The sequence below is a fragment of the Streptomyces sp. NPDC037389 genome (assembly GCF_040636475.1).
Taxonomy (GTDB): Bacteria; Actinomycetota; Actinomycetes; order Streptomycetales; family Streptomycetaceae; genus Streptomyces; species Streptomyces hesseae.
This window is the reverse complement of record NZ_JBEZUS010000010.1, coordinates 46338-67665: the sequence shown is the minus strand read 5'-3', so window position 1 is coordinate 67665 and position 21328 is coordinate 46338. Positions and strand designations below refer to the sequence as shown.

The window sequence follows — 21328 nt, the reverse complement described above, 5'->3', positions numbered from 1 at the left end:
ACGACAGTCGAATGACTTACGCACGGCGCCCCGCCGGGGGCAAGAGTGGGTCGAGCCAGCTCCTCGCCACAGGAAAGGACCCACGCGTCATGAGCGGCTACGAACCAGGTGTACAGGCCGACCGAACGGCACAGCACCGTCGTCCTCACCTGACCTTGGACATCGAGCGGATGCTGGGCGTCTCCGCGCGCCAGGCGATCAGGGCCGAGTTCGGTTTCGACCCGCGAACCCCCTTGATCGTGTGTGCGGAGTTCGGCATCGACGGCGGCCCCCGTGTCCTATGGCGTATCGGGCGGGATCTGCTCCGGCAGGGGCTGTACTCGAAGAGCGGAATCGGCGACATCCAGATCTGGCCGTCGAACCTGGAGAACCGGGCGACCGCGTGGCTTCAGCTGGTCTCAGGCGACATGGCGGCGCTGTTCGAACTGCCGATACCACCGCTCTCGGAGTGGCTCGAGCACACCTACAGGCTCGTTCCCGCCGGTCATGAGCTCTCCGGAGTCGACTGGGACGTCGCCACCGCCGACCTTCTGCACCCCTAGATAGGTGGTCACGAGGGGCTTCGCCCCGTCGACGACATACGTGGAGAGCATCATCGTCGTCACCGTGCCGACGTTGCGGGCGTTGTGGATCGCGCCCTCCGGGATGAAGAACGGGTCCCCCGTACGCAGACGGAGAGGCGGCCTGTCGTCGAACTCCATCAGGACATCACCGCGGATGATGTAACCGACCTCGACACCGGGATGACTGTGCCGTCCCGACTCCCTGTGCCGCGGGATCTGCACGAGTGTCTGCACGGCATCCCACCCCTCGGCGGGCGAAGGGTGCTTCTGGAGGAGGGTCCGCGTGACGCCCCCGGTCGGATCGGAGCCCATGGCGGCCGCCGCGGCGGTGTCCGACAGAGCGGCCGCGCCGAGCGCGCCGGCCACCGCAGCGCTACTCGTACGCAGAAGAAGGCGTCGGTTGATCGTCATGTCTCTTAGGCAACCATGCCCCTGAAACACACACAAGAGCGAAGTCGGCCAACACACACGTATGACCATTTCGATCTCATCGTGTGCATGGCACACCACCACGCACGTGTGACAACGCGGCGCGCCCGTTCCCGGCGAACCTCGGTTCGCCGGGAACGGGCGCGCATGGCCGCGGGCCGGAACTCAGGAGTGGTAGTCGCGCAGGAACAGGGAACTACCGGCGTCGGCCCTGGAGGCGTTGACGCCGTCGCCCCCGGTGTAGTCGTTGCGCTCGTTGTCCGCCCAGTCCTGGATGGGGCCGCCTGAGCCCTTCAGGTGCTGGAAGACGCTCGCGTCGCCGGCGGCGGAACCGAACTGGAAGATCCTGGAGGTGTCGGCGTAGGGCTGGTAAGGCTCGTAGGGGCCTCCTGAGGTCGTCTGTTTGGTGAGTGTGTTGCGGAAGAAGACGTTCTGTGGGCCGGTGGATCCGGACCAGCCGATGCCCTTGCTGCCGGCGGCCCAGTAGATCGGCCACCAGGTGCCCTTGTCGCCGGCTCCGCCTTCACCGCCGCAGTTGCTGGCGCACTCGCCGGAGGAGTGGTTGTAGGGAACGTGCACGGTGTTGTTCTCGAACAGGTTGCGGCGTTCCCATCCGCCGTGCAGGTTCAGGTCGGAGTCGAAGTCGTTGCCGATGGCGACGTTGCCCGAAGCCGACCACTGGAAGGTGAAGTGCCTCAGGTTTCGGCTGGTGTTGAAGGCGTAGAGGGAGTCCCAGACGCGGGATCCGCGCAGGTAGCCGTTACCGCCCTTGCCCTTGTTCCAGGCGCCGTCGAAGACGTTGCGCTCGATCTGGATGTTCCTGGCCACCTCGGTGACGACCGGGTGGGAGCCGGTCATGTCGGCGCGGACACCGCGCACCCAGGAGTCGGAGGCCCATTTGAAGACGATGCCGTGCATGGCGTACTCGGGTGCCATGTTGCCGTAATTGTGGACCGCGTCGGCCGGGCTGAGCTGATATGTACCGCCGCCGAGCTTGGGCAGGCCGTTGAAGTCCTCGGTGAAGGAGAAGTCCTCGAATCCCACGTCGGTAATCATCTTCAGCGCGGTGACCTTGCTGGTGTAGGGCTTGCCGTTCACCCCCAGCGGTGGGGAGCCGTCGGAGGTGGAGTCGACCGGGACGTCGAACTCCAGCGGCTTGTCGATCGTGACGGTGTGGCGGGCGGCATCCACCGAGGCGATGGTGAACACCTGCTGGCGCATGTGGAGGTTCTCCAGCCGGCCGTCGTCCGCCGCGGCCCCGGCGACCTCCTGGGACTGGTAGAACTTGAGGCTGTTGGCGGCGCCCACCCACAGATCACCGCCCGGCTTGAAGGCGTCCATCTTCGCCTTGGGGTTCAGCTGGATCACCCGGTCGCCCTGGTGTGCGGCGTACTTGGCGTCGGCCGGGGATCCGGCCACGGCCACGCCCGACTCCCAGTGCTGGTTGACGGAGCCCTCGAAGAGGTCACGTCGGTTCTCCGGGATCTTGGAGGGGTAGCCGCAGATCTTGAGGTACTTGTCGGCGACCTCGCGGGTCTGGACCCGGAACAGTCCGCGTCCGGGCCATATCCAGCCGCCCGTGCCGACGTTGTTGCCCGTCGTGAACTCACATTTGTGTTCCATCGCCCCCTGGTTCCAGCGCTCGCCCTTCTCGGTCAGCTTGTCGTAGCGGGTGTTCTCGTCGGGGCGGAAGACGATCCGCGAGCCGCCATCCGGGTCCGCGCCCTGTCCACGGACGACCAGATAGGAGGCGTCCACGGCGAGCTGTTTGCTGACGTTCAGCTTGCCCTTGGGCAGCTCGATCACCGACAGCCTGTTGGGACCCGCGCTCGGCGTGCAGGAATCGCGGATCTGGTCGATGGCGCTCTGCAGCCCCGCCGTGTCGTCCTGCCCGTCGTCGGGCTTCACCTTGAACCGCTGCTCGAGCTCGGACGGGGTGATGCGGCAGGTGGGGTCGGAGGCACGGGAAGCGGCACCGGGCAGCACCTCACCGGCACGGTATCCGGCCCGGCTCCAGTCCGGCAGCCCGGCCACGGGGGCACGGCGGTTGCTCTTGCTCAGCGCCGTACCGTTGTCGACGCTCCCGTCGACGGAGTCGGGAGCACCGGACGGTCTGCCCACGCAGGACGAGGTCACCGGGGACTCGCCGAGCTTTGCCGTGATCTTGGTCAGGCAGGCGGACAGGGCGAGCTGGCCGTAGTGGTTGGGGTGAATCGCTTCCTGCTGGTTCCCCTGGGCCTGCCACGGCAGGTCCTTGAGGCCGTCCACCAGGTACGGGACCCACCGCACCCACTCGGCGCGCTCGGCGGGGAGCGGGGAGGAGAGCTTGTGGTCCTTTTTGGCCTGCTGCGTCGTCCTGCCGCACAGCTCGTGCCCGGCGAACGCGTCCTGAAGGTCCAGGAAGGACACCCCGGCCTCGTTGGCGGCGCCGCGCAGCATGGCGCTGATCCGGGGCACCACGGAGGTGTGCGCCCAGTCGCTGTCCGCGTCCAGGAAGGGGCATCCGCCGCTCAAGTACCGGCTGTAGTTGGCGGGCGGCACGGGCGCGTTCTCCTGGTCACGGTAGTCACGGCCGAGCGGCAGGGGGTTGGGGTAGGACTGCAGCACGATCTGGTACGAGCCGTCCTCCTGCCCGGCCTCGCGCAGCACCGTCCGGATCGCCTCGACCGACTTCACGATCTTGGCCCGTGCGGGGTCGAGACCGTCGGCGAACTCCTTCTCCTTGGCGCCGCGGCAGCCCTTGTTGAACAGGGACGGGTAGAAGTACGCCTTGACGCAGTCCTGGAGGATGTCGGCGAACTTCAGGTCGTTGCCGCCGATCGACAGCACGACCAGTCGCACCTCGTTGCTCCGGGCGATGTCGCGCAGATCGTCGATCTGGGGACGCCGGCCCTTGAAGCCGGTCGTGGTGACGTTGTCCGTCGTCGCTCCCGAGCAGGCGATGTTGAAGCGCCGCTCCAGCGGTACGTCGTCGACCGTCAGGCCCCTGATCTCGGCGGAGTCGGACCGGTCGCACGCGCTTCCGCCGTTGTCGTACGACGTGTCGCCGTACACCTTGGACGGGTCGTGGTCGCACACGCTCTCTTCACCGTTGCAGTTCACCGCGGCCCGGTCGGTGCCCCACGCCGAGCCGACCGCGGAGGCGGGGGCGTTCCCGGCCCACCGTCCCGCTTCGCCCGAAATGTAGCTGTCCCCCATGGAGACGACCGCGGGCGGCGGACCGCACGCGTCCTCCGCGGCACGCGCGGCGAGCCGGGCGTCGTCGTGGTTGTAGCTTGTCAGCTGGCTCCAGCTCTTATTGCATGGGGCTGTTCTCCACGGGGCGAACCTGACGGGAAAATGGTCGGAAGTGCCGTTCCGGCTGCTTATCGACACGTCGAGGTTCTTCAGCTGATCGCTGGCGATCATGTAGTCCAGCGCGAAGCCACTCAGCTGCGTCGTGACGGGCGTGCCGTCCGGCTTGCCGTTCTGCGTCGCGTAGAACGTGTTGGGGAACCTGGTCCGGGTGGGGGCCGCCGAGCTGTTGAAGTCGCCCAGAGCCCGCCATCGCTGGCCGGCCATGGTCTGGGAGATCGTGGTGATCAGGGCGACGGTATGCGGGTTGGGCTTGTCACCGGAACGGATCGACGCGGCATGGATGTCGAAGTACCAGGTGTTGTCCACCTTCACGCCGAACGCCGGACGGGACCGGAGCCACTTGTTGCCCGCGTCCTGAGCGGGGAATACCTTGACGCGGTCCGTGAGGTCCTTGAGGTCTTCGGGTGCGTCCCGCAGCCAGATCGCCATGGACTTCTGGTGGTTGTTCTGCGAGTCCGGATCATCGGGGTCGGCGCCGGGGCCCCAGGTGTCCTTGCCCAGGATGTCCAGGTAGAGCAGAACCCCCATTGTTTTTCGATCACCCCATCGCTGTGCGTACACCCGGTACTTCAAACGGCTGCTCGGGGGTTGCGCGGTGTCGGTGAGGTTGTCGGTGATCACTTCGCTCTTGGTGAAATCCGTAGGAGCAGTCGTGGCCTCCTGTAGGGCCACGATGTCGGCGTCCTTGATCAGATTCGACCTGACGTGGCCCCAACGGTCGCCGCCGAGCATATTGAACGTGATGGCCGGCCTGCCGACGTCCTCGATCGCCTGCGCCGGCGCGGACGGCGTGAACAGCGTGACGAGCGAGGCGAGCATCGCCACGCACAGGGCCTGTGCAACAGCGCCCGCCCGCCGAGGGCTCGATCTGCCCCGGGACCTGCGTCCCGGCGTATGTATGGACAACTGGCCGTCTCTCTTTGTGAAGGTTCGGGCGACTGCGCTGGAGCGGGTGCGCGCGTTGGCGCCCATACATGACCTGACGGCTCCACCGGACCGGAGCGGAAGAAAGGGGTGGACACCGACGGTGGAAACCGCGCTCGCGGGTCCAGATCGCGTCAACGGGTGGCGATGCTGACATGTGTGACTTCAGGCTGTCAACAGAAGATAAGTGTGACCGAGAAATATCAGTCACCGTTCACACATGTCGACGTACACACATGCATCACGTTCGACACCTGTTACGGTGTCAGCGACCTTGGACTGTTTGATCGAGGAGTCGCAGACGTGGTGGGTGAAGACGACATCTCCGGATGTGACCGGCTGTCAGGCAGCGCTGCGAGAGCGCTGCCGCCGTGGCCTGTTCGTCGTACCCCTTTTCCACACCCTGCCCGGGGCAGAGCCCTGCGCCCGGCGGGCCCACCACCCACCACGTTGTTGGACGGATCTCTGTGTCCCAGCCCGCTCTCCTCGCCCATGACCTCGTCCGCGACCTCGGCGGCCGCCGTGTCCTCGACGGCGTCTCCCTGACCGCATCCCCCGGCCACCGCATCGGTCGCTGGGCCCGGGGCGGGCCCAGGATGTGCCGCTGAGCTCCCTCGGTCTGATGCACGCGGAAGAGGTGGACAAGCCCGTCGCCCAGCTGTCCGTCGGGCAGCGCCGGAGGCTCGCGCTGGCCCTTCTGGTGGCCCGCCCACCCCAGCTGTTGCTGCTCGACGAGCCCACCAACCATCTCTCCCCGCGCCTGTGCGATGAACTGGAGGAGGCCGGCGTGCCCACGTGCAGAGGCACATTTGCGCTTATGGTGAAGAGCGAACATGTTCGACGCGCCGTCCGGCGTCGGCACCCATCCGCACGGGGCTCTCGGCGTGGGTACCATGCGCAGCATCATCCATATCAAGGGAGTGAGCGGGTGTGAGCAGCCAATCAGCGGCCAAGCTCCGATCGCGGTACGTGGAACAGGTCGCATCGGAGCTGGAGGAGAACCGCAGGCGCCAGGAGGAGCTGGCGAAGAAGATCGAGCTGCTGAAGCAGGAGGAAGCCCTGCTGTCGGACATCCTCAACCTCGCCGAGCGGTACGAAGGTTTCGCGGATGCCTCACGTCTGCCGGAGCAGGCACAGGACGAGCCCGCGGTCGCGAAGGCGAAGCGCCGAAGCGCAGCCGGAGCGACCACGCAGCGTTCGACGCCGAGCAGCACGGCTCCGGCGGGGACCAGGACGAAGAGCGGCGCGGAGAGGAAGTCGCCCCGGCCTCTGCTCGGCGACCTGCTGATGGAGCTGCTCGCCGGTCATGCCGAACCCCGTTCGGCGAAAGAACTGCGGGACGAGCTTCTGGAGAAGGACCCGAGCCGCAGTCCCACGCCGCAGGTGGTACGGAACACCCTTGAGTCCCTGGTCGCCAAGGGACGCGTCCAACGCCACAAGCAGCAGCGGTCGGTCATGTACACCCTCGTGGAGTCTGCCGACGCCGGCTGAAGTTCCGCTCGGAGCCGCGTGAGTGGCGATGCGTGGGTCAGGCGGTGAGGTCTTGCACTCGGGGTGCTACGAGGCCGAACAGGTCGCCGAGGGTGGTCAGGGCGGCGGCCTGGAGGGCGGCTGCGGGCAGCGCGGTGCCGTCGGGAGCGGCGAGGGTGCGGGTTGCGGTGGCCTCGGCGACGACGGTGGTCCGGTAGCCGAGGTTGAAGGCGCCCTGGGCCGTGAAGGTGACGCACATGTGCGTCATAAATCCGGCCGGCACCAGGTCGGGTCCGGAGCCCAGGTTGCGCAGGGTCTTTTCCAGGTCGGTGTTGTGGAAGGCGTTGGGGAACTGCTTGATCACCACCGGCTCCACCAGCCGGCCGCAAAGTTGCGGTCCATCTTGTGAAGCCCGGTATCGATCCCGTCCTGGCCGACGCCGGACAGCAGTCGGCCAGGCGAGTAGACGCGTCAGATCCAGAAGGCGCAGGTCACTTCGGAGCGAGGTATCAAGGGCATCGGCGAGATCGGCGCGGTGGGGTCCGCGGCGGCGGTCGCCAACGCCGTCCGGCACTCGGTCGGCGTACGCCACCGGGACCTGCCGATCCGGCCCGACCGCGTCCTTGCGGCCGCCGCCGCGTCGAGGGAGCCCTGGCCGGGGAACCGGGCCGGCGGGGTCGCCCGGGGGTGCCGCTCCGCGCCCGGGCGGCCGATGGTTACGGAAGCGTGACCGTTTCTCCCGGGGTGATCGTGTCGGGGTCCTCGATCTGCGGGTTCGCCGCCGTCAGTTCGGACAGCGGGACGTCGTTCGCCGCCGCGATGGACGAGAGCGTGTCGCCCTCCCGCACCGTGACGGTGCGGGCCCGGCCGTACTCCGCGGTCAGCCGCGCCAGTTGCCTGGGGCCCGGGATGCCGTCCGCGTCGGCGCCCGTGTCGCCGATCTTCTCCTGGTACCGGCGCATCGACTCGGTGTCCGCCTCCGTCCATTCGGAGCCGGGGCCCTCCTCGTAGGCGCCGCAGCCGGCCCGCACCAGCATCTCTCCCAGGCGGGTGATGTGCTCGCCACTGCTCCCGGGGCCGTAGGCCAGGCCGTCGATCACGACCTGGCGGGAGGAGTCGCCGTCCTCCGGCGTCCCCCCGTCCCGGTCTTCCTTCCGGTCCTCCTCCCGGGCGGCGGGCCGGGAGGAGGTGTCGCCGCCGGCCGGGATGTCGGACTCGTCGGCCTGCTCGCCGAAGTAGACGACGCCGGGGCGCCCCTGCCAGTCGGGGTCGGCCACGACGGCGCCCTCCGGGAAGTCCGGGATGCCGTACCCGTAGACGTAGGACGACTTGCGCGGCCGGGTCTTGAGGTAGACACCGTCGCCCTCGGCCGAGCCCGAGTCGTTGGTGTTGCCCTCGATGGTGGTGATCTCGTCGTCCGTGTACGCGATGCAGATTCCCGTGTGCGAGCCGCCGTCGGGGCCGAAGAAGACCACGCTGCCGACGGCCGGGTAAGCGCTCCAGCGGTCACGGCCCTGGAACCACTCCACGCCCGCCGGGCACCACGCGTAGCGCGGCACGATGTCGCCGTTCCCGCTGCGGTCCGCGGCCCAGCTCACGAACATGCCGCACCACGCCTCCTCGTTCATGCCGTACCAGCGGCCGAACTTGTTGTCGTTGTCCCAGTGCCCGTCGGAAAAGCCCTCCTGGTATCCGATCTCCTCCCGGGCGACGCTGATGAATTCCCTTGCTCCGGACATGGTTTACCCCTCCTGGATTTTGAACATGAATATTTCCGTGGCGTCGGTGACGTGACCACAGTGGAATGAACGCTCGCGCGATGGCGCGCAGAGGGCACGGCATGGACGTGCACCGCCTCCGACGTGGGCCGCGAGCTGTCGATCACCATGCCACATCGAGGCCGGACATGCTCTTCCGGACTCCCGTGAACGCTTTTCCGGGAGGCGTTGACCGGCGCGTTGATCCGCGTTGACCGGCATTGATTTCACGTTGACCCACCGTGAATCAGGACTCGGCAGCATGATGAACGCCGAAAAGGTTCGGCTGCTCCCAGAGCAATTCACACGACGCTGCGCCGAAGAATGCGTAGCGCTCCAGAACGGTTGGCAGAGAGAAATGTCCCCGCAGAACGGCCAGATATACGTCCTCCGGTCGGCGACCGGTATGGTCGCCGACGTCGACCACAGCAACACGGCACCGGGCACGAAGATCCAGGGCTGGTCGCCCAACGGCTCCAAGGCCCAGCAGTGGGTCTTCTGGGCCAAGGACAACGGCTCGTGGCTGCTGGAGACCGGCCTGACGCACGGCACCCACGGCCCCGGCCAGGCCATGGTCCTCGACTACGACTTCACCAACTGGCGGGCCCACCTGGTCAAGGAGCACGGGCAGGCCAACCAGCTGTGGCGGCTGGAGGATGCCGGCGACGGCTACGTGCGCCTCAAGAGCCTGCGAGCGGAGGGCGGCGACGCCTATCTGACCGCCGACGGCGGCGGCAACTTCCTTGGCGTGTGGAAGGCCGACTCCGGCAGCGACGCCCAGCGGTGGCGGCTGGAGAGCGTCTCCTCCTCCGGCCAGGGACAACAGCCGCAGCCGGGGCAGCAGCCCCAGCCCCAGCCGCAGCCCGGTGGCGGCGGCGGTGGCGGCTCGGCGGTCGAGCTGATGCTCGGCCTGGTCAACCAGGAGCGGGCGAAGGCCGGCCTGCCGGGCCTGGTCCTCGACGGTCGGCTGAGCGCGGCGGCGCAGCGGCACTCCGACGACATGGCGCGCAACAACTTCCTGGGCCACGACGGCAGGGACGGCAGCACGCCGTGGAAGCGGATCAACGACGCGGGCATCGCGAACGTGGTCATGGCCGAGAACGCGGCCACGGGTTCCGACGTGCGCGGAACCATGGACATGTGGATGCGCAGTGAGGGGCACCGCAACAACATCCTCGGGCGTGACTTCCGGCGCTTCGGGGCGGCCTTCTCCCCCGGCAGCGGCGGCCGCTGGACGCAGACCTTCGCCGGCTGACGACACCTGAGAGGACACCACCCCCATGGGCATCACCTGGATCCCCGGTGCCGAACGCCTCGGCGACGGTGACATCGGCGGCGGCATGGACACCCCGGACGAGCCGCCCCGCATCGTCTGGCACACCACTGAGAGCGGCGCCGGCGACGCGGAGTTCGACTCCACCGCCGACTACCTGATCGAGATCGGCGCCGAGCCGCACGTGCTCTACGACCCCACGACCGACCGCATCGGCCAGTTCGGCCCGCTGGACGAGAGCGCCCGCGCCCTGCGCAACGACGGCGACGACCGCACCAACCGCACCGGCAGGGTCTGCATCCAGGTCGAGGTGCTGGCCCGGGCGAGCGAGCCTTTCACCGGCTACTGGCAGCCGGGGCCGAACTTCGCCGCGCTGCTCGGCGCCGCCCGCTCCTGGGGCGTCCCGGACGCCTGGCCGGCGGGCGACCTCGCCGCCGACGGCTCCGACTCCACCGACCGGGACAGCGACACCTGGCACTCCGAGGGCGGCCACTACGGGCATGCCAACGTCCCCGGCAACGACCACTGGGACCCGGGTGCCATCGACCGGTCGGCGATCCTCGCCGCGGGCTCGGGCGACGCCCCTGCCCCGTCCACGACCGAGGCCGCGGACGACGAGTCCGGTGCCCCGTCCACGGCCGGGGTCGCCGACGTCAGCCTGGCGAAGGTCGTGGCCGCGGCCGGGAGCGACCCGGACGCCCCGCAGGGCGCGACCTCCCACCGCGACGACGTGCTCGTCGTGGAGCGGGCCCTCCAGGCCGAGGGCCTGCTGTCCGCGGACTGGGTCGACGGATCCTTCGGCACGAAGACCCAGGACGCCTATGCCGAGTGGCAGAACCGCTGCGGCTACGAGGGCGACGACGCCGACGGCGTCCCGGGCCGTACCACCCTCGAGAAGCTGGGCGCGGAGCACGGTTTCCGCGTCGCCGACTGAACCCTTCGCACTCCTCACCCCTAAGAAAGGCGACACGGCATGTCTGTCGTTCCACAGAACGGCCAGCTGTTCACCCTCCGGTCCGCCAACGGCCTGACCGTCGACGTCGACCACAGCAACACGGCACCGGGCACGAAGATCCAGGGCTGGAAGCCCAACGGGTCGAAGGCCCAGCAGTGGGTCTTCTGGGCCAAGGACAACGGCTCGTGGCTGCTGGAGACGGGTCTGACCCACGGCACCCACGGCCCCGGCCGGGCCATGGCCCTCGACTACAACTTCAGCGCAGGGGTCACCCACCTGTTCTCCGAGCACGGCGACGCCAACCAGCGCTGGCTGTTCGAGGACGCGGGCAGCGGCTGGTACCGGATCAAGACGGTGCGCGGGAACGAAGGTGACCGTTACCTGACGGCCGTCGGCGAGGGCATCGCGCTGGCGCTGCGGAGCCCGGACGGGGGCGACCCCGGCCAGCGCTGGGAGCTGCTGCCCGTCGGCTCCCAGCCGCAGCAGCCCGGCGGCCGGGGCGTGCGGATCACGCTGGACGCCGGGCAGGCCCCCGACCTGGCCGGCTGGCTCGAGGCCCAGAAGCCGGTGCTGGAGACCTGGTACCCCAAGACGGTCGCGCTGATCATAGGCGATGCCTACGCGGCGCCCACCGAGTACCGGATCGTGCTCGACCGCTCCAACACCGGTGTCGCCTACGCCTCGGGCGGCACGGTGAGCGTCAACCCCGACTACGTCCGCCGCAACCCCGGCGACGCGGGCTTCCTCATCCACGAGCAGGTCCACATCATCCAGCAGAACCGCACCGCGCCGGGGCACTTCGTGGAGGGCGTGGCCGACTGGGTGCGCAACTACCACTTCGAGAACGGCGGGCTCCCCTACGTCCGGTCCTCCGACAAGTACACCGACGCCTACAAGACGACGGCGTACTTCCTCAACCACGTGGCCACGCACTACGACGCCGACATCGTGCGCAAGCTGAACGTGGCCGGGCACGACGGCTCGTACGCCGGCGACGACGCGTGGTGGAGCGCCCGTACCGGCAAGACCGCTCAGCAGCTGTGGGACGAGATCCCCAAGCGCTGAGTCCCCTCGGCGGGACGACTTCCCCCGTCCCGCCGAGGCGCCGCGTCCCCCGGTCCCCCCAGCCGGGGGGCGCGGCTTCCGTCCCCGCCCGCCACGGGTCAGAGATCCCGGAGGTGCCGGGCGACGTCGTCCGCGTCGGGCAGGCCGAGCTCGCGGAAGACGCTCTCCGCGCGACGGTAGTGCTCCCGGGCCTCGTCGGTGTCGCCCTGTGCCCGGTGGGCGTGGCCCAGCTGGGCGAGGGCGCGGGCGAGGATGCCCGCGTCGCCGCGCGCCTCGGCGATGTCCCGTGCCCGCGCGGCGTGTTCGGCGGCCTGCGCGGGGCGTCCCGAGAGGTTGTGTGCCTCGGCGATCGCGCCGAGCAGCAGGCCCTCGCGGAAACGGGAGCCCGTCTGCCGCCACAGGCGCAGGCTCTCGTGCAGGCTGTCGAAGGTCTCGGACGTCCGCCCGGTCCACAGGCAGACCTGGGCGAGGTTGTGCAGCGCGTTGGCCTGGCCCGCGACGTCGCCGGTCGCCCGGGTGATGGCGACGGCCTCGTGGCAGTGCGCCAGTCCCTCCTCGGCCCGGCCGGTGGCAAGCAGGGCCAGGCCGAGGAAGCCGAGCGCGTACGCCTCGGTGCCACGGCTGGCCAGGGCCCTGCCGTGGGTCAGCGCCTCGGTCAGCATGGCGTGCGCGGTGGTGAAGTCGCGCAGGGCCAGCGCGCCTCCGCCCCGTGTGATCAGGACGTGGGCGAGCAGCGTCCGGTCCCCGGCCGCCCGGCACAGCTCGATGGCCCGGTCCAGGACGGGGGCGCCGAGCCGCATGGCGAAGCGGTGCTGCACGGAGCCGCCCAGCATGTACAGGGCGCGTGCTTCCGCGGTGCGGTGGCCGGCGGCGCGCGCGGCCTCGGCCAGGGTCCGGGCGGCGCGCTCGATGCCGTAGGGCTGCGCGCCGAGGCGGCCGAGCGGGTCCGCGGCCAGCAGCAGGTCCGAGCAGACGGTCAGCGACAGGGAGGCGTCGCCCGCGGCCTGTTCGACGAGCCCCAGGAGCGACGACTGTTCGTCGAGCAGCCAGGCGGTGGCCTCCCGCGGGCCGGTGAAGACCAGGCCCGCGGAGCGCGGCGGGGCCGCGTTCCCGGGGAAGAGGTCGTCGGGCAGCGACGCCCGGTGGGCGTCGAGGGCGGTGGCGAGGGCGAACTCCAGCAGGCGGGTGAGCGCGGCGGTCCGCTCGTGGTCCGGCACTTCGGCGACCGCGGTCTGACGGGCGAAGAGCCGGAGCAGGTCGTGGTAGCGGTAGCGGCCGGGGGCGACCGATTCCAGCAGGCTCAGGTCGACCAGCGACTCGCACAGCTCCTCCGCCTCCCGCTCCGGCCGGGCGAGCAGCGCCGCGGCGGCGGGCACGCTCACCTCGGGCACCTCGGGCAGGGCCAGCAGCCGGAAGGCGCGGGCGTGCTCGGCGTCGAGCGGTTCCATGCCGAGCCGGAAGGTCGTCTCCACGGCGGCGTCCTCCGCCGTGAACGCGCCGAGACGGCGCCGCTCGTCCGCCAGCAGCGTGGCGGTCTCCGCGAGGGTGTGGTCCGGCCGGGCGGCCAGCCGGGACGCCACGATGCGGAGGGCGAGTGGCAGACGGCCGCAGGCGTCGAGCACCTCGGCGGCGGCCTCCGACTCTGCGGACACGCGCCGTTCGCCGACGATCCGGGTCAGCAGCTCCAGGGCCTCCGCCGGTGCCATGGGCCCCAGGTCCACCAGGGTGGCCCCGGTCAGCCCGGCGAGCCGGGAGCGGCTGGTGAGCAGCACCGCGCTGCCGGGTGCGCCGGGCAGCAGGTCGCGGACCTGGGCCAGGTCGCGGGCGTTGTCCAGCAGGACGAGCACCCGCCGGGTGGCGAGCATGGAGCGGTAGAGGGCGGCCCGCTCCCCGGGCAGCGCCGGGAGGTGGCCGGCGCGGACGCCGAGGACGCGCAGGAAGCGGCCCAGCACCTCCATGGGCTCCGCGGGCCGGGGATCGGTCCCCCTCAGGTCCGCGTAGAGCTGCCCGTCCGGGAAGCGGTGGCGCATCCGGTGGGCCACGTGGACGGCGAGTGCGGTCTTGCCGATGCCGCCCATCCCGCTGACCGCGCTGAGGGCGACGGTCCGGCCGCTCTCCAGCGCGGTGCACAGCCGGTCGGCCTCGTCGTTCCGGCCTGTGAAGTCGGCGGTGTCCTGGGGCAGCCGGGCCGAGCCGTCGGACCGGACCGGAGCACGGAGCCCGGTCGCGTCGCCCGCCCGCCGACCGGGTCCGGCGGTGAGGATCTTCTGCTGAAGCCGGTCCAGGCCGGGACCCGGTCGGGTGCCCAGCTCCTCGGCGAGCGCACGGCGGACGCGCGCGTGGACGTCGAGTGCGTCCGCCTGTCGTCCGGCGTGATGCAGCGCTGTCATCAGCAGCTCGTGGACCCGCTCGCGCCACGGGTGTTCGGCGGCGAGCGCGCGCAGCGGACCGAGCGCGTTGTCGTGCCCGCCCAGCGCGATCTCGGCCTCCCAGCGAGCCTCGACGGCCGACAGGCGGAGCTCCTCCAGCCGGGTGCGCTGGGCGTCGGCGTACGGGCCGGGCACGCCGGCGAGCGGCCCGCCGCGCCACAGGTCCAGCGCGGAGACGAGCAATGACCGTGCCCGTTCGGCCCGGCCGGCGGCCCGGTCCCGCAGTGCCTCGGCCGTGCGGAGCTCGAAGACCGTCAGGTCGACGTCCTCCGGGGCGACGCGCAGGGTGTAGCCGTCGCCCGTCGTCAGCAGCGTGCGCGCGGCGGCGCGGGGTGCCCGGCCGGGCTCCAGCAGCCGACGCAAGGTGAAGACATGGGTGCGCAACGACCCCAGCGCGCCGGGCGGGGCCTCGTCGCCCCAGACCGCGGCGATCAGTTCCCGGGCGGACACGGAGGTGCGCGCCCGCAGCAGCAGGACCGCGAGCACCGCCTGCACCCGGGGCGCGCCGACGGGCACCTCGGCCGGCCCGTCGTACACGCGAAGGGGACCGAGAACGGTGAACCGGTAGGTGGCGGTTCGCCCGGATCCGCCACCGGAGGAGTGGCCAAGAGAGGCAGTGAAGGGCATGGGATGTCTCCGAATGACGTGAGGACCACTTGGCGCGAGGACCTTTTGACGAGAGGTCACGGGGGGGGGAGCGAATCGCCCGTGACACCGGTTCCGCCGTGACGGGTCCGGCATACGAGGAGAGCAGGCCGCTCTCGTCAGGGGACCGGTGCCGGTTCGGCTCCGTCCCGGCGCCCGGGCTCGTCGCCGAGCAGGGCGAGGAGGTCGTCGGCCTCCGGCATGCCCAGGCGGACGCAGATCTCGTGCGCGGTGCGCCGGTGCGCGCGGGCGCCGTCGTGGTCCCCGATGCGGCCGAGTGCGGAGCCGAGCGCGGCCAGGGCGTGGGCGCGGCCGCGGTCGTTCCTGGCCTCCTCCAGCGTCGCGGCCGCGGTCCGGGCCAGTTGGGCGGCCTCCTCGGCGCGGCCGGTGGCAAGCCGGTTCTCCGCGAGCCGGGAGAGGGTGAGCCCTTCCCACAGCCGGTTGCGGCGGTCGCCGAAGAAGGCCAGCGCCTCGGTGAGGCGTGCGGCGGACTCGGCGGTCCGTCCGGCGGCGCCGAGGACGACGCCCAGTTCGTACAGGGCGAACCCCACCCGGCGGCCGTTGCCCAGACCTTGATGGAGCACCAGGGCCTCTTCTGCGTCCGCGACCGCCGGGGCCGTCTCGCCCGCCTCCTGGCGCACCCGGCAGCGCGCGCCGAGGGCGTTCGCCTCGCCGAGCCGGTCGGCGTGCGCCCGGAAGACCGCCAAGGCCTCGGTGAGGAGGGCACGGGTCTCGTCGTGGTGGCGCAGGTGGTACAAGCAGCGGGCCAGCAGTACCAGGGCGTCGGCCATGACGAGCGCGTCGCCGGCCGCGCGGCTCGCCGCCACCGCCTGGCGGTAGACCACGACCAGTTCGCGGAGGCGGGCCGCGTAGTAGTGGCCGTGGCCGAGGGCCAGGTAGGCGCGGCCCGCGCTGCGCCGGTCGCCCAGGCGGAGCGCCGCAGCGACCACTTCCTCGGCCGCCTGCTCGAACTCCGGCCCGGGGCGCCCGCGTTCCAGCAGCTCCTCCGTCATGAGCAGCAGGTCGGCCGCCGGGGCGAGGGCGCCGTCGGGGGCCTTGGCCGCCTGGCGCACCGCCGCGACCAGGCATGGCGCCTCCTCGGCCAGCCAGGCGCCGGCGTCCTCGGCCGTGGCGAACGACAGTCCGGGGACCGTCGCGGTCATCCCCAGGCGTTCGGCCCTGTCGAGGGCGCCGGGGTACGAGGCCCGCACCGTGGACACCAGGAACTCCAGCAGGCGGTGCAGGGAGGCGGCCCGCCCTTCCGGGGGCTCCTCCGCGCTCGCGCGGCCGCGCGCGTAAAGGCGCAGCAGGTCGTGGTAGCGGTAGCGGCCGGGGGTGGGGGACTCCAGCAGGCTGACGTCGACGAGGGACTCGCACAGCGCCTCGGCCTCCGGCTCCGGCAGGCCGAGGACAGCGGCCGCGGCGGCGGACGAGACGTGCGGGCCGTCGGGCAGGGCGAGCAGCCGGAAGGCGCGCTGCTGGGCCGGCCGGAGCTGGTCGTGGCCGAGCGCGAAAGCGGCCTCGACGGTCAGGTCGGCGACGCGCAGTTCCGCCAGGCGGTGCTGCTCGTCGGCGAGCCGGCCGTGCAGCGCGCCGAGCGGCCACGCGGGGCGCGTGGCCAGCCGGGCGGCCACGATCCGTACGGCCAGCGGCAGGTGGCCGCAGGCCGACACCAGCCGGGCGGCGTCGTCCGCCTCGGCGGCGACGCGGTCCCGGCCCATGACCTTGCCCAGGAGCTCGAGTGCCTCGCCCGGGGTCATGACGTCGAGGTCGACCAGGCGCGCGGACGCGGGTCCCGCGGGCTTGGCACGGCTGGTGACCAGGACGGCGCACGAGGGCGGCCCGGGCAGGAAGGCCCGCACCTGCTGGGGGCCGTGGGCATTGTCGAGGAGGATGAGCACACGGCGCCCGTCCAGCCGGGCGCGGAAGAGCGCGGAGCGTTCCGCCAGGCCCTCGGGTATCGCGGCGTCGTCCACGCCCAGCGCCCGCAGGAACGAGCCCAGTACGGTGGCCGGGTCGGCCGGGTGGCCGCCGACGCCCTGGAGGTCCGTGTAGAGCTGTCCGTGCGGGTAGGACTCCCGCACCCGGTGCGCGACGTGCACGGCGAGGGCACTCTTGCCCACCCCGCCGGCTCCGGAGACCGCCACCACAGCCGCGGCCCCGGGGCGTTCGGACGTCAGCAGTGCGCACAGGTCCGCCACGATCGCGGCGCGGCCGGTGAAGTCGGCGAGGTCGCCCGGGAGCTGGGCGGGCAGCGGCGGCGCGGCCGGGTCCGGGAGCCCGGTGCCGCCGGTGGCGTCCGGCGCCGTGAGCAGATCCCGCGCCTCGGCGAGGTCGCGGCCGGGTTCGAGCCCGAGCTCCTCGCTCAGCAGCAGGCGGGCCTCGTCGTAGACGGCGAGCGCCTCGGCGGACCGGCCGTCACGGTGCAGCGCCCGCATCTGGAGGGCGCGCAGCCGTTCGTGCAGGGGATGGCGTGCGGCCAGGCCGGCGAGCTCCGCGAGGACCGACCGCGGGCCGTCCAGCTCCAGGTCGAGCTCCAGGCGGGCTTCGAGGGCCGTCAGGCGCTGCTCGGCGAGCCGGGCGCGGTGCGCGTCCATGGCCGCGCCGGGGACGCCCGGCAGGGGGTCGTCCTGCCAGGGCTCCAGCGCGAGGCGCAGCCGGGCGCGGGCCTCCGCGAGCCGCCCGGCCGCCCGGGCCCGGCCCGCCGAGGCGACGTGGTCCTCGAACCGGGCGAGGTCCACGGCCTCGCGCGGCAAGTGGAGCACGTAGCCGTCGGGGACGGACACCAGGACCCGGGGGGACTCGCCCGCGGCCCGCTCCGGCTCCAGCAGCTTGCGCAGCCGCGAGGCGTACGTCCGCAGGGCCCCCACGGCACGGGGCGGTGGGTTCCCGCCCCACAGGGCCTCCACGACGTCGGCCACCGAGGCGCCCCGCCCCTGGCGCAGCAGCAACACCACGAGGAACGCCTGCTGCTGCGGGGAGCCGAGCTCCAGCTCCCTGTCGCCGCGCCACGCGCGCAGCCGACCGAGCAGCGCGAACCGCAGCCCGGTATCCCCGGTATCCCCGGTGACCATCTTCCGCCCCACCCCATTGACGCCTTCAGGCACACAAGCCAGGGGGCAGCGGGCCGGCCCCGTCTTCCCACCGGGCGCTCGGCACGCCGCCCCACCGGTGTGCGTTTGCCTGGATATTACCTGTGGACAATCCGTCCTTTAGCGTCGCCGGGCCACCCATCGAGGCGCGCGCCACGCCGCGGCGGGGCGGGCCCGCCGCCGAGGGTGAATTCGCGCTCGATGACACCGTCATCGAGACGCTGCTCAGAAGTGAAATGCATGGTCGTGCCTTTTCAGGAGTGCACTCTACGGCGCTCCCGGACGACCTACCGCCCGATCGTGACCCCGGAGGGGAGCACCCACGTCGATACTGCGTACACGGGTACCAGCTCCTCAATCTCTCGCACGGCCTCCGGAGGCGTAGCAGTGGTCGCGATGGTCCGCCAAACGGGTTCTTGCGCGAGGTCCGTGGCCGGATGCCAAGGAGTCGGAACACAACGCAGAGCTTCTTGGGGCCTCATCGCGGCTTCTCGGGGCGAGGCCCTGCGACGGCGGGGCGTGCTGGGGGGCGATCCCCCGGGCCCCGTTGCCGTGCCCGGCCCGGGTACGGTTACAGCCCTCGCAGGCTCCGCCAGCTCAAGGCGACTGCCTCGTCCAGCGCGTAGGAATACTCGTTGCCCTGCTCCCGCCAGTGGAGCGGCCGGTTCCGGCGCCCGTGGACGGAGTGGGTGACCTGACTCAGCATGGACAGCGTGCCGGTGACCCCCGCACTGCTGCGGCCGAGGCGGGCGGCGAGCGCCTCGAGAGTGAACACGGCACCGGGCTCGCGCGCCCTTCCCGACCCGCCACCAGCTCTGCCCAACGCATCACAGTGGTCTGCTTGCCGCTTGGTTCGCCACCCGATCTTGGTGTGCCGAGAACACTGGGCAGCGCTCTCGGACGTTGTCGGGCCTTTCCGGTCTGCCGGCATGGGACCTTCTACCGCGTGAATACCGGAAGGGATTCCAGTCCCCGCATGAGTCGCGTGCGGCGCCATCGGAGCTCTTCGGCCGCTACGGCGAGGCGCAGTCCGGGGAATCGGGTCAGGAGTGCACGGAGGGCGATCTCCGTCTCGGCCAGGGCCAGTGGCGCGCCCAGGCACCGGTGGATTCCGTGCCCGAATGCCAGGTGCCCCCTGGCGTCGCGGTCGGCGTCGGGGCAGCCGGGAGTCTGGTACTGGGCTGGGTCTCGGTTGGCCGCTCCGGGCGAGATGAGCACGGGGACCCCGGTGGGGATTTCGGTCTCGCCAAGGGTGATCGGTTGGGTGCTGTAGCGGAAGGTGGCGATGCCGACTGGTGAGTCGTAGCGCAGCAGTTCGTCCAGCATGCTGCCCATCTGGCCAGGATCGGTTCGTACCCGGTCGAGGAGGGCGGGGTACTGGAGGAGGGCCAGGGCGGCGTTGCCGATGAAATTCGTGGTGGTTTCATGACCGGCAATGAGCAGGAGGACGGCGAGAGAGACGAGCTCGTCTTCGGTGAGCTGTTCGCCTTCGTCCCGGACGGCGATGAGGCCGTGCAGAAGGCTGTCGTCCCGTACGCGACGCTTGGCCTTGATGAGATCAGCCATGTAACCGGCCATGGCGTGGGAGGCTTCGTCGATCCGCTGAGGCTGCCCGGCAGCGAAGAGGTCGTTCGACCACGTGCGCACCCGGGCTCGGTCGGCCTCGGGCACTCCGAGCATCTGGCAGATCACCGTGACCGGCAGCGGGATGGCGAGACCGGCGACGAGGTCGGCTTCACCGTTCTTCGGGAGGGCGTCGAGGAGACGGTCAACGGTGTGCTGGATGTACGGCCGCAGGCGGGTGACGGCGCCGGTGGTGAACGCCTTGGTCACCAGGCGGCGCAGGCGGGTGTGCTCGGGCGGGTCGGTGGCGAGCATGGTGTGGGCGACCGCGGGATGGAGGTTGCGGCCGGAGGAGCGGCCGGCGAAGAATCGGGCGGTGTCCTTGGACAGTCCCGGTTCCGTGAAGGCTGCCTTCGCTTCGGCGTAGCCCGTCACGAGGTAGCTGGACCTGCCCCCGGAGCCGGTGTTCACCTGCTGCACCGGGGCTGCCGCCCGGAGATCGTCGTAGAAGGGGTAGGGGTTCTGGAGGAACTCGGGGCACGACAGCGGGTCGCTCATGGTGTCGGGACTGCTTCCTTTTCCTGGGCGGTCTCGGTGGTGGTCGCGCGTACGACGTCGCTGTTGGCGTATGCCTGGGCGACGAGCAGCAGCCACTCGGTCTCGGCTCTCAGGTTGCCCTCTCGTTCGTCGGTGCCGGGTGCGGGCCGGGCGATGTCACCGTTCGGTTTCAGGCCACGGCGCCTGGCCCTGACAGCGTCTTTGAGCACAGCCGCTTCCACGGTGGCATACCCACGTAGCGTGCGGCCTCTCCGAGCCGGGCCAGGGTGTGTCGGGTGGCCTGCTGGACCCGGCCGGAGCGGTAGGAGCGCAGGGTCAGTATGCCGTCGTTGATCTCGATGACGCGGCGGTGGAGGAAGACGTCCCCGTCGTCCTCGGCCACTTCACCGGCGGCCGTGGCGGCAGGGTCGATGTCGGGGCCGACCTCGACGAGCTCGCTCCACAGGGGTGCGAGGGCTTTGAAGGAGCGGGTTTCCCAGCGTTTACGGGCCAACTGGCCGAGGGGCCATGCCTGGACGAGGAATTCGCCGACGGTGATGCCCAAGTAGGTGACGTAGCCGAAGAGGTGGAGCGCGTAGAGCTGGGGGGCGAACCGGTCTTGTTCTCCGACGATGAACAGCCCGCTCATCACGGAAACCGCGGAGGCCAGGTAAATCAGGCACAAACGGGGGAAGTGGGCGAAGAGGGCTACCCGGCGTTCGGTTCGGTCGTTCGGCCGGCTGGGCGGCAGTTGCCTACCTCGGTAGATGCGCCGGGCGGCGCCGGTGATGCGCTCACGCTCGCGGAGACCGAGACGGGACGAATGATCAGCCGGCCACACCAGGCCCAGTGTGCCCCAGCAGTGGCGCCCGGCCTTGAGGGGGGCGTTCGCGACCCCGAGCCGGTAGGGGAAGTACGCAGCGACACGTGGGTAGCGGCGGGCCATGCCCTCCTGGCACCCCACCCACACCAGACGCCCCTCGCCCACTGCGTCCGCAGCGGGGCCGGGCGTGGTCAACAGCACTCGGCGGTACGGAACGGTCGCTTCGACCGGCAACCCGCAGACCACCGTCAGGACCAGCACGGGCTCCCTCGGATCCCGCAAGTAGACAGCCCCGAACGCGGCACCGGTGCGTGCACGACCGCTGCCGGCTCCTCACCCAGCGGATCGGCCGGGCCCGGCTGATCACGGTGACCGGTCATCGCGCTTCTCCTCACCAGCCCGTATCCCAGCCTCGCCCGGCCGGCGTCCACGCGCAGCCTCAAGCG

At 71.0% G+C, this 21328-nt stretch carries 15 protein-coding genes and 2 pseudogenes; 7 read left to right on the top strand and 10 right to left on the bottom strand.

What is annotated here, in order from left to right:
• Positions 1–11 precede the first annotated feature (11 nt).
• A pseudogene (locus AB0E98_RS22675) lies at positions 12–431 on the top strand (SsgA family sporulation/cell division regulator); the annotation flags it as partial.
• On the opposite strand, the gene AB0E98_RS22670 reads toward AB0E98_RS22675, so the two are convergent.
• Together AB0E98_RS22670 and AB0E98_RS22665 are read right to left on the bottom strand one after the other, a co-directional pair.
• On the bottom strand, positions 399–974 hold the full coding sequence (locus AB0E98_RS22670) for a cupin domain-containing protein (protein WP_361705426.1): 576 nt from the start codon (positions 972–974) through the stop codon (positions 399–401). The pseudogene AB0E98_RS22675 and the gene AB0E98_RS22670 sit on opposite strands and share 33 nt — an antisense overlap.
• Before the next feature lie 183 nt (positions 975–1157).
• Positions 1158–5168 carry a GDSL-type esterase/lipase family protein gene (locus AB0E98_RS22665; RefSeq protein WP_361705955.1) on the bottom strand — a complete coding sequence of 1337 codons (4011 nt, stop codon included), beginning with the start codon at positions 5166–5168 and terminating at the stop codon, positions 1158–1160.
• A 572-nt stretch (positions 5169–5740) separates the two neighbouring features.
• Between AB0E98_RS22665 and AB0E98_RS22660 the strand changes: the two genes are divergently transcribed.
• From AB0E98_RS22660 to AB0E98_RS22650, 3 genes and pseudogenes are all read left to right on the top strand, one after another.
• On the top strand, positions 5741–5881 hold the full coding sequence (locus tag AB0E98_RS22660; protein WP_361705425.1) for a hypothetical protein: 141 nt from the start codon (positions 5741–5743) through the stop codon (positions 5879–5881).
• Positions 5845–6207, top strand: a pseudogene (locus tag AB0E98_RS22655) (ATP-binding cassette domain-containing protein); the annotation flags it as partial. The gene AB0E98_RS22660 and the pseudogene AB0E98_RS22655, both read left to right, overlap by 37 nt.
• Positions 6204–6764, top strand: a complete 561-nt coding sequence (locus AB0E98_RS22650) for a BlaI/MecI/CopY family transcriptional regulator (RefSeq protein ID WP_361705423.1) — start codon at positions 6204–6206, stop codon at positions 6762–6764. The pseudogene AB0E98_RS22655 and the gene AB0E98_RS22650, both read left to right, overlap by 4 nt.
• Before the next feature lie 37 nt (positions 6765–6801).
• On the opposite strand, the gene AB0E98_RS22645 is transcribed toward AB0E98_RS22650, so the two are convergent.
• Both AB0E98_RS22645 and AB0E98_RS22640 read right to left on the bottom strand, forming a co-directional pair.
• The gene (locus AB0E98_RS22645; RefSeq protein ID WP_361705421.1) at positions 6802–7317 is read right to left on the bottom strand and encodes an isochorismatase family protein; all 516 of its coding nucleotides are present in this window, start codon (positions 7315–7317) and stop codon (positions 6802–6804) included.
• A 142-nt stretch (positions 7318–7459) separates the two neighbouring features.
• The gene (locus AB0E98_RS22640; RefSeq protein ID WP_361705419.1) at positions 7460–8482 is read right to left on the bottom strand and encodes a peptidoglycan-binding protein; all 1023 of its coding nucleotides are present in this window, start codon (positions 8480–8482) and stop codon (positions 7460–7462) included.
• A gap of 376 nt (positions 8483–8858) precedes the next feature.
• Between AB0E98_RS22640 and AB0E98_RS22635 the strand changes: the two genes are divergently transcribed.
• From AB0E98_RS22635 to AB0E98_RS22625, 3 genes are read left to right on the top strand one after another with little or no spacing between them, the layout of a single operon-like run.
• Positions 8859–9755, top strand: coding sequence for a CAP domain-containing protein (locus tag AB0E98_RS22635; RefSeq protein WP_361705417.1), 897 nt, complete (start codon positions 8859–8861; stop codon positions 9753–9755).
• Between the two features lie 25 nt (positions 9756–9780).
• Positions 9781–10707, top strand: coding sequence for a peptidoglycan-binding domain-containing protein (locus AB0E98_RS22630; protein ID WP_361705415.1), 927 nt, complete (start codon positions 9781–9783; stop codon positions 10705–10707).
• A gap of 39 nt (positions 10708–10746) precedes the next feature.
• Positions 10747–11793: a basic secretory protein-like protein gene (locus AB0E98_RS22625; RefSeq protein WP_361705412.1), complete on the top strand. Its 1047-nt coding sequence runs from the start codon at positions 10747–10749 to the stop codon at positions 11791–11793.
• 98 nt (positions 11794–11891) lie between these two features.
• On the opposite strand, the gene AB0E98_RS22620 is transcribed toward AB0E98_RS22625, so the two are convergent.
• From AB0E98_RS22620 to AB0E98_RS22595, 6 genes are all read right to left on the bottom strand, one after another.
• Entirely contained in the window at positions 11892–14759 is a 2868-nt protein-coding gene (locus AB0E98_RS22620) for a BTAD domain-containing putative transcriptional regulator (RefSeq protein WP_361705410.1), read from the bottom strand.
• 227 nt (positions 14760–14986) lie between these two features.
• On the bottom strand, positions 14987–17941 hold the full coding sequence (locus AB0E98_RS22615; RefSeq protein WP_361705408.1) for an AfsR/SARP family transcriptional regulator: 2955 nt from the start codon (positions 17939–17941) through the stop codon (positions 14987–14989).
• 589 nt (positions 17942–18530) lie between these two features.
• The gene (locus tag AB0E98_RS22610) at positions 18531–18734 is read right to left on the bottom strand and encodes a hypothetical protein (RefSeq protein WP_361705406.1); all 204 of its coding nucleotides are present in this window, start codon (positions 18732–18734) and stop codon (positions 18531–18533) included.
• A 164-nt stretch (positions 18735–18898) separates the two neighbouring features.
• Entirely contained in the window at positions 18899–20080 is a 1182-nt protein-coding gene (locus AB0E98_RS22605) for a cytochrome P450 (RefSeq protein ID WP_361705403.1), read from the bottom strand.
• Positions 20077–20289: a DUF6545 domain-containing protein gene (locus tag AB0E98_RS22600; protein ID WP_361705400.1), complete on the bottom strand. Its 213-nt coding sequence runs from the start codon at positions 20287–20289 to the stop codon at positions 20077–20079. The genes AB0E98_RS22605 and AB0E98_RS22600 overlap by 4 nt, the downstream gene beginning before the upstream one ends.
• Positions 20250–21143: a DUF6545 domain-containing protein gene (locus tag AB0E98_RS22595; protein WP_361705399.1), complete on the bottom strand. Its 894-nt coding sequence runs from the start codon at positions 21141–21143 to the stop codon at positions 20250–20252. The genes AB0E98_RS22600 and AB0E98_RS22595 overlap by 40 nt, the downstream gene beginning before the upstream one ends.
• Positions 21144–21328: the final 185 nt, after the last annotated feature.

Bases quoted from the DNA above. Each gene is read 5' to 3' on its own strand.
- AB0E98_RS22670 (WP_361705426.1), bottom strand. From the start codon at position 974: ATGACGATCAACCGACGCCTTCTTCTGCGTACGAGTAGCGCTGCGGTG.
- AB0E98_RS22665 (WP_361705955.1), bottom strand. From the start codon at position 5,168: ATGCTCGCCTCGCTCGTCACGCTGTTCACGCCGTCCGCGCCGGCGCAG.
- AB0E98_RS22640 (WP_361705419.1), bottom strand. From the start codon at position 8,482: ATGTCCGGAGCAAGGGAATTCATCAGCGTCGCCCGGGAGGAGATCGGA.
- AB0E98_RS22635 (WP_361705417.1), top strand. From the start codon at position 8,859: ATGTCCCCGCAGAACGGCCAGATATACGTCCTCCGGTCGGCGACCGGT.
- AB0E98_RS22630 (WP_361705415.1), top strand. From the start codon at position 9,781: ATGGGCATCACCTGGATCCCCGGTGCCGAACGCCTCGGCGACGGTGAC.
- AB0E98_RS22625 (WP_361705412.1), top strand. From the start codon at position 10,747: ATGTCTGTCGTTCCACAGAACGGCCAGCTGTTCACCCTCCGGTCCGCC.
- AB0E98_RS22615 (WP_361705408.1), bottom strand. From the start codon at position 17,941: ATGGTCACCGGGGATACCGGGGATACCGGGCTGCGGTTCGCGCTGCTC.
- AB0E98_RS22605 (WP_361705403.1), bottom strand. From the start codon at position 20,080: ATGAGCGACCCGCTGTCGTGCCCCGAGTTCCTCCAGAACCCCTACCCC.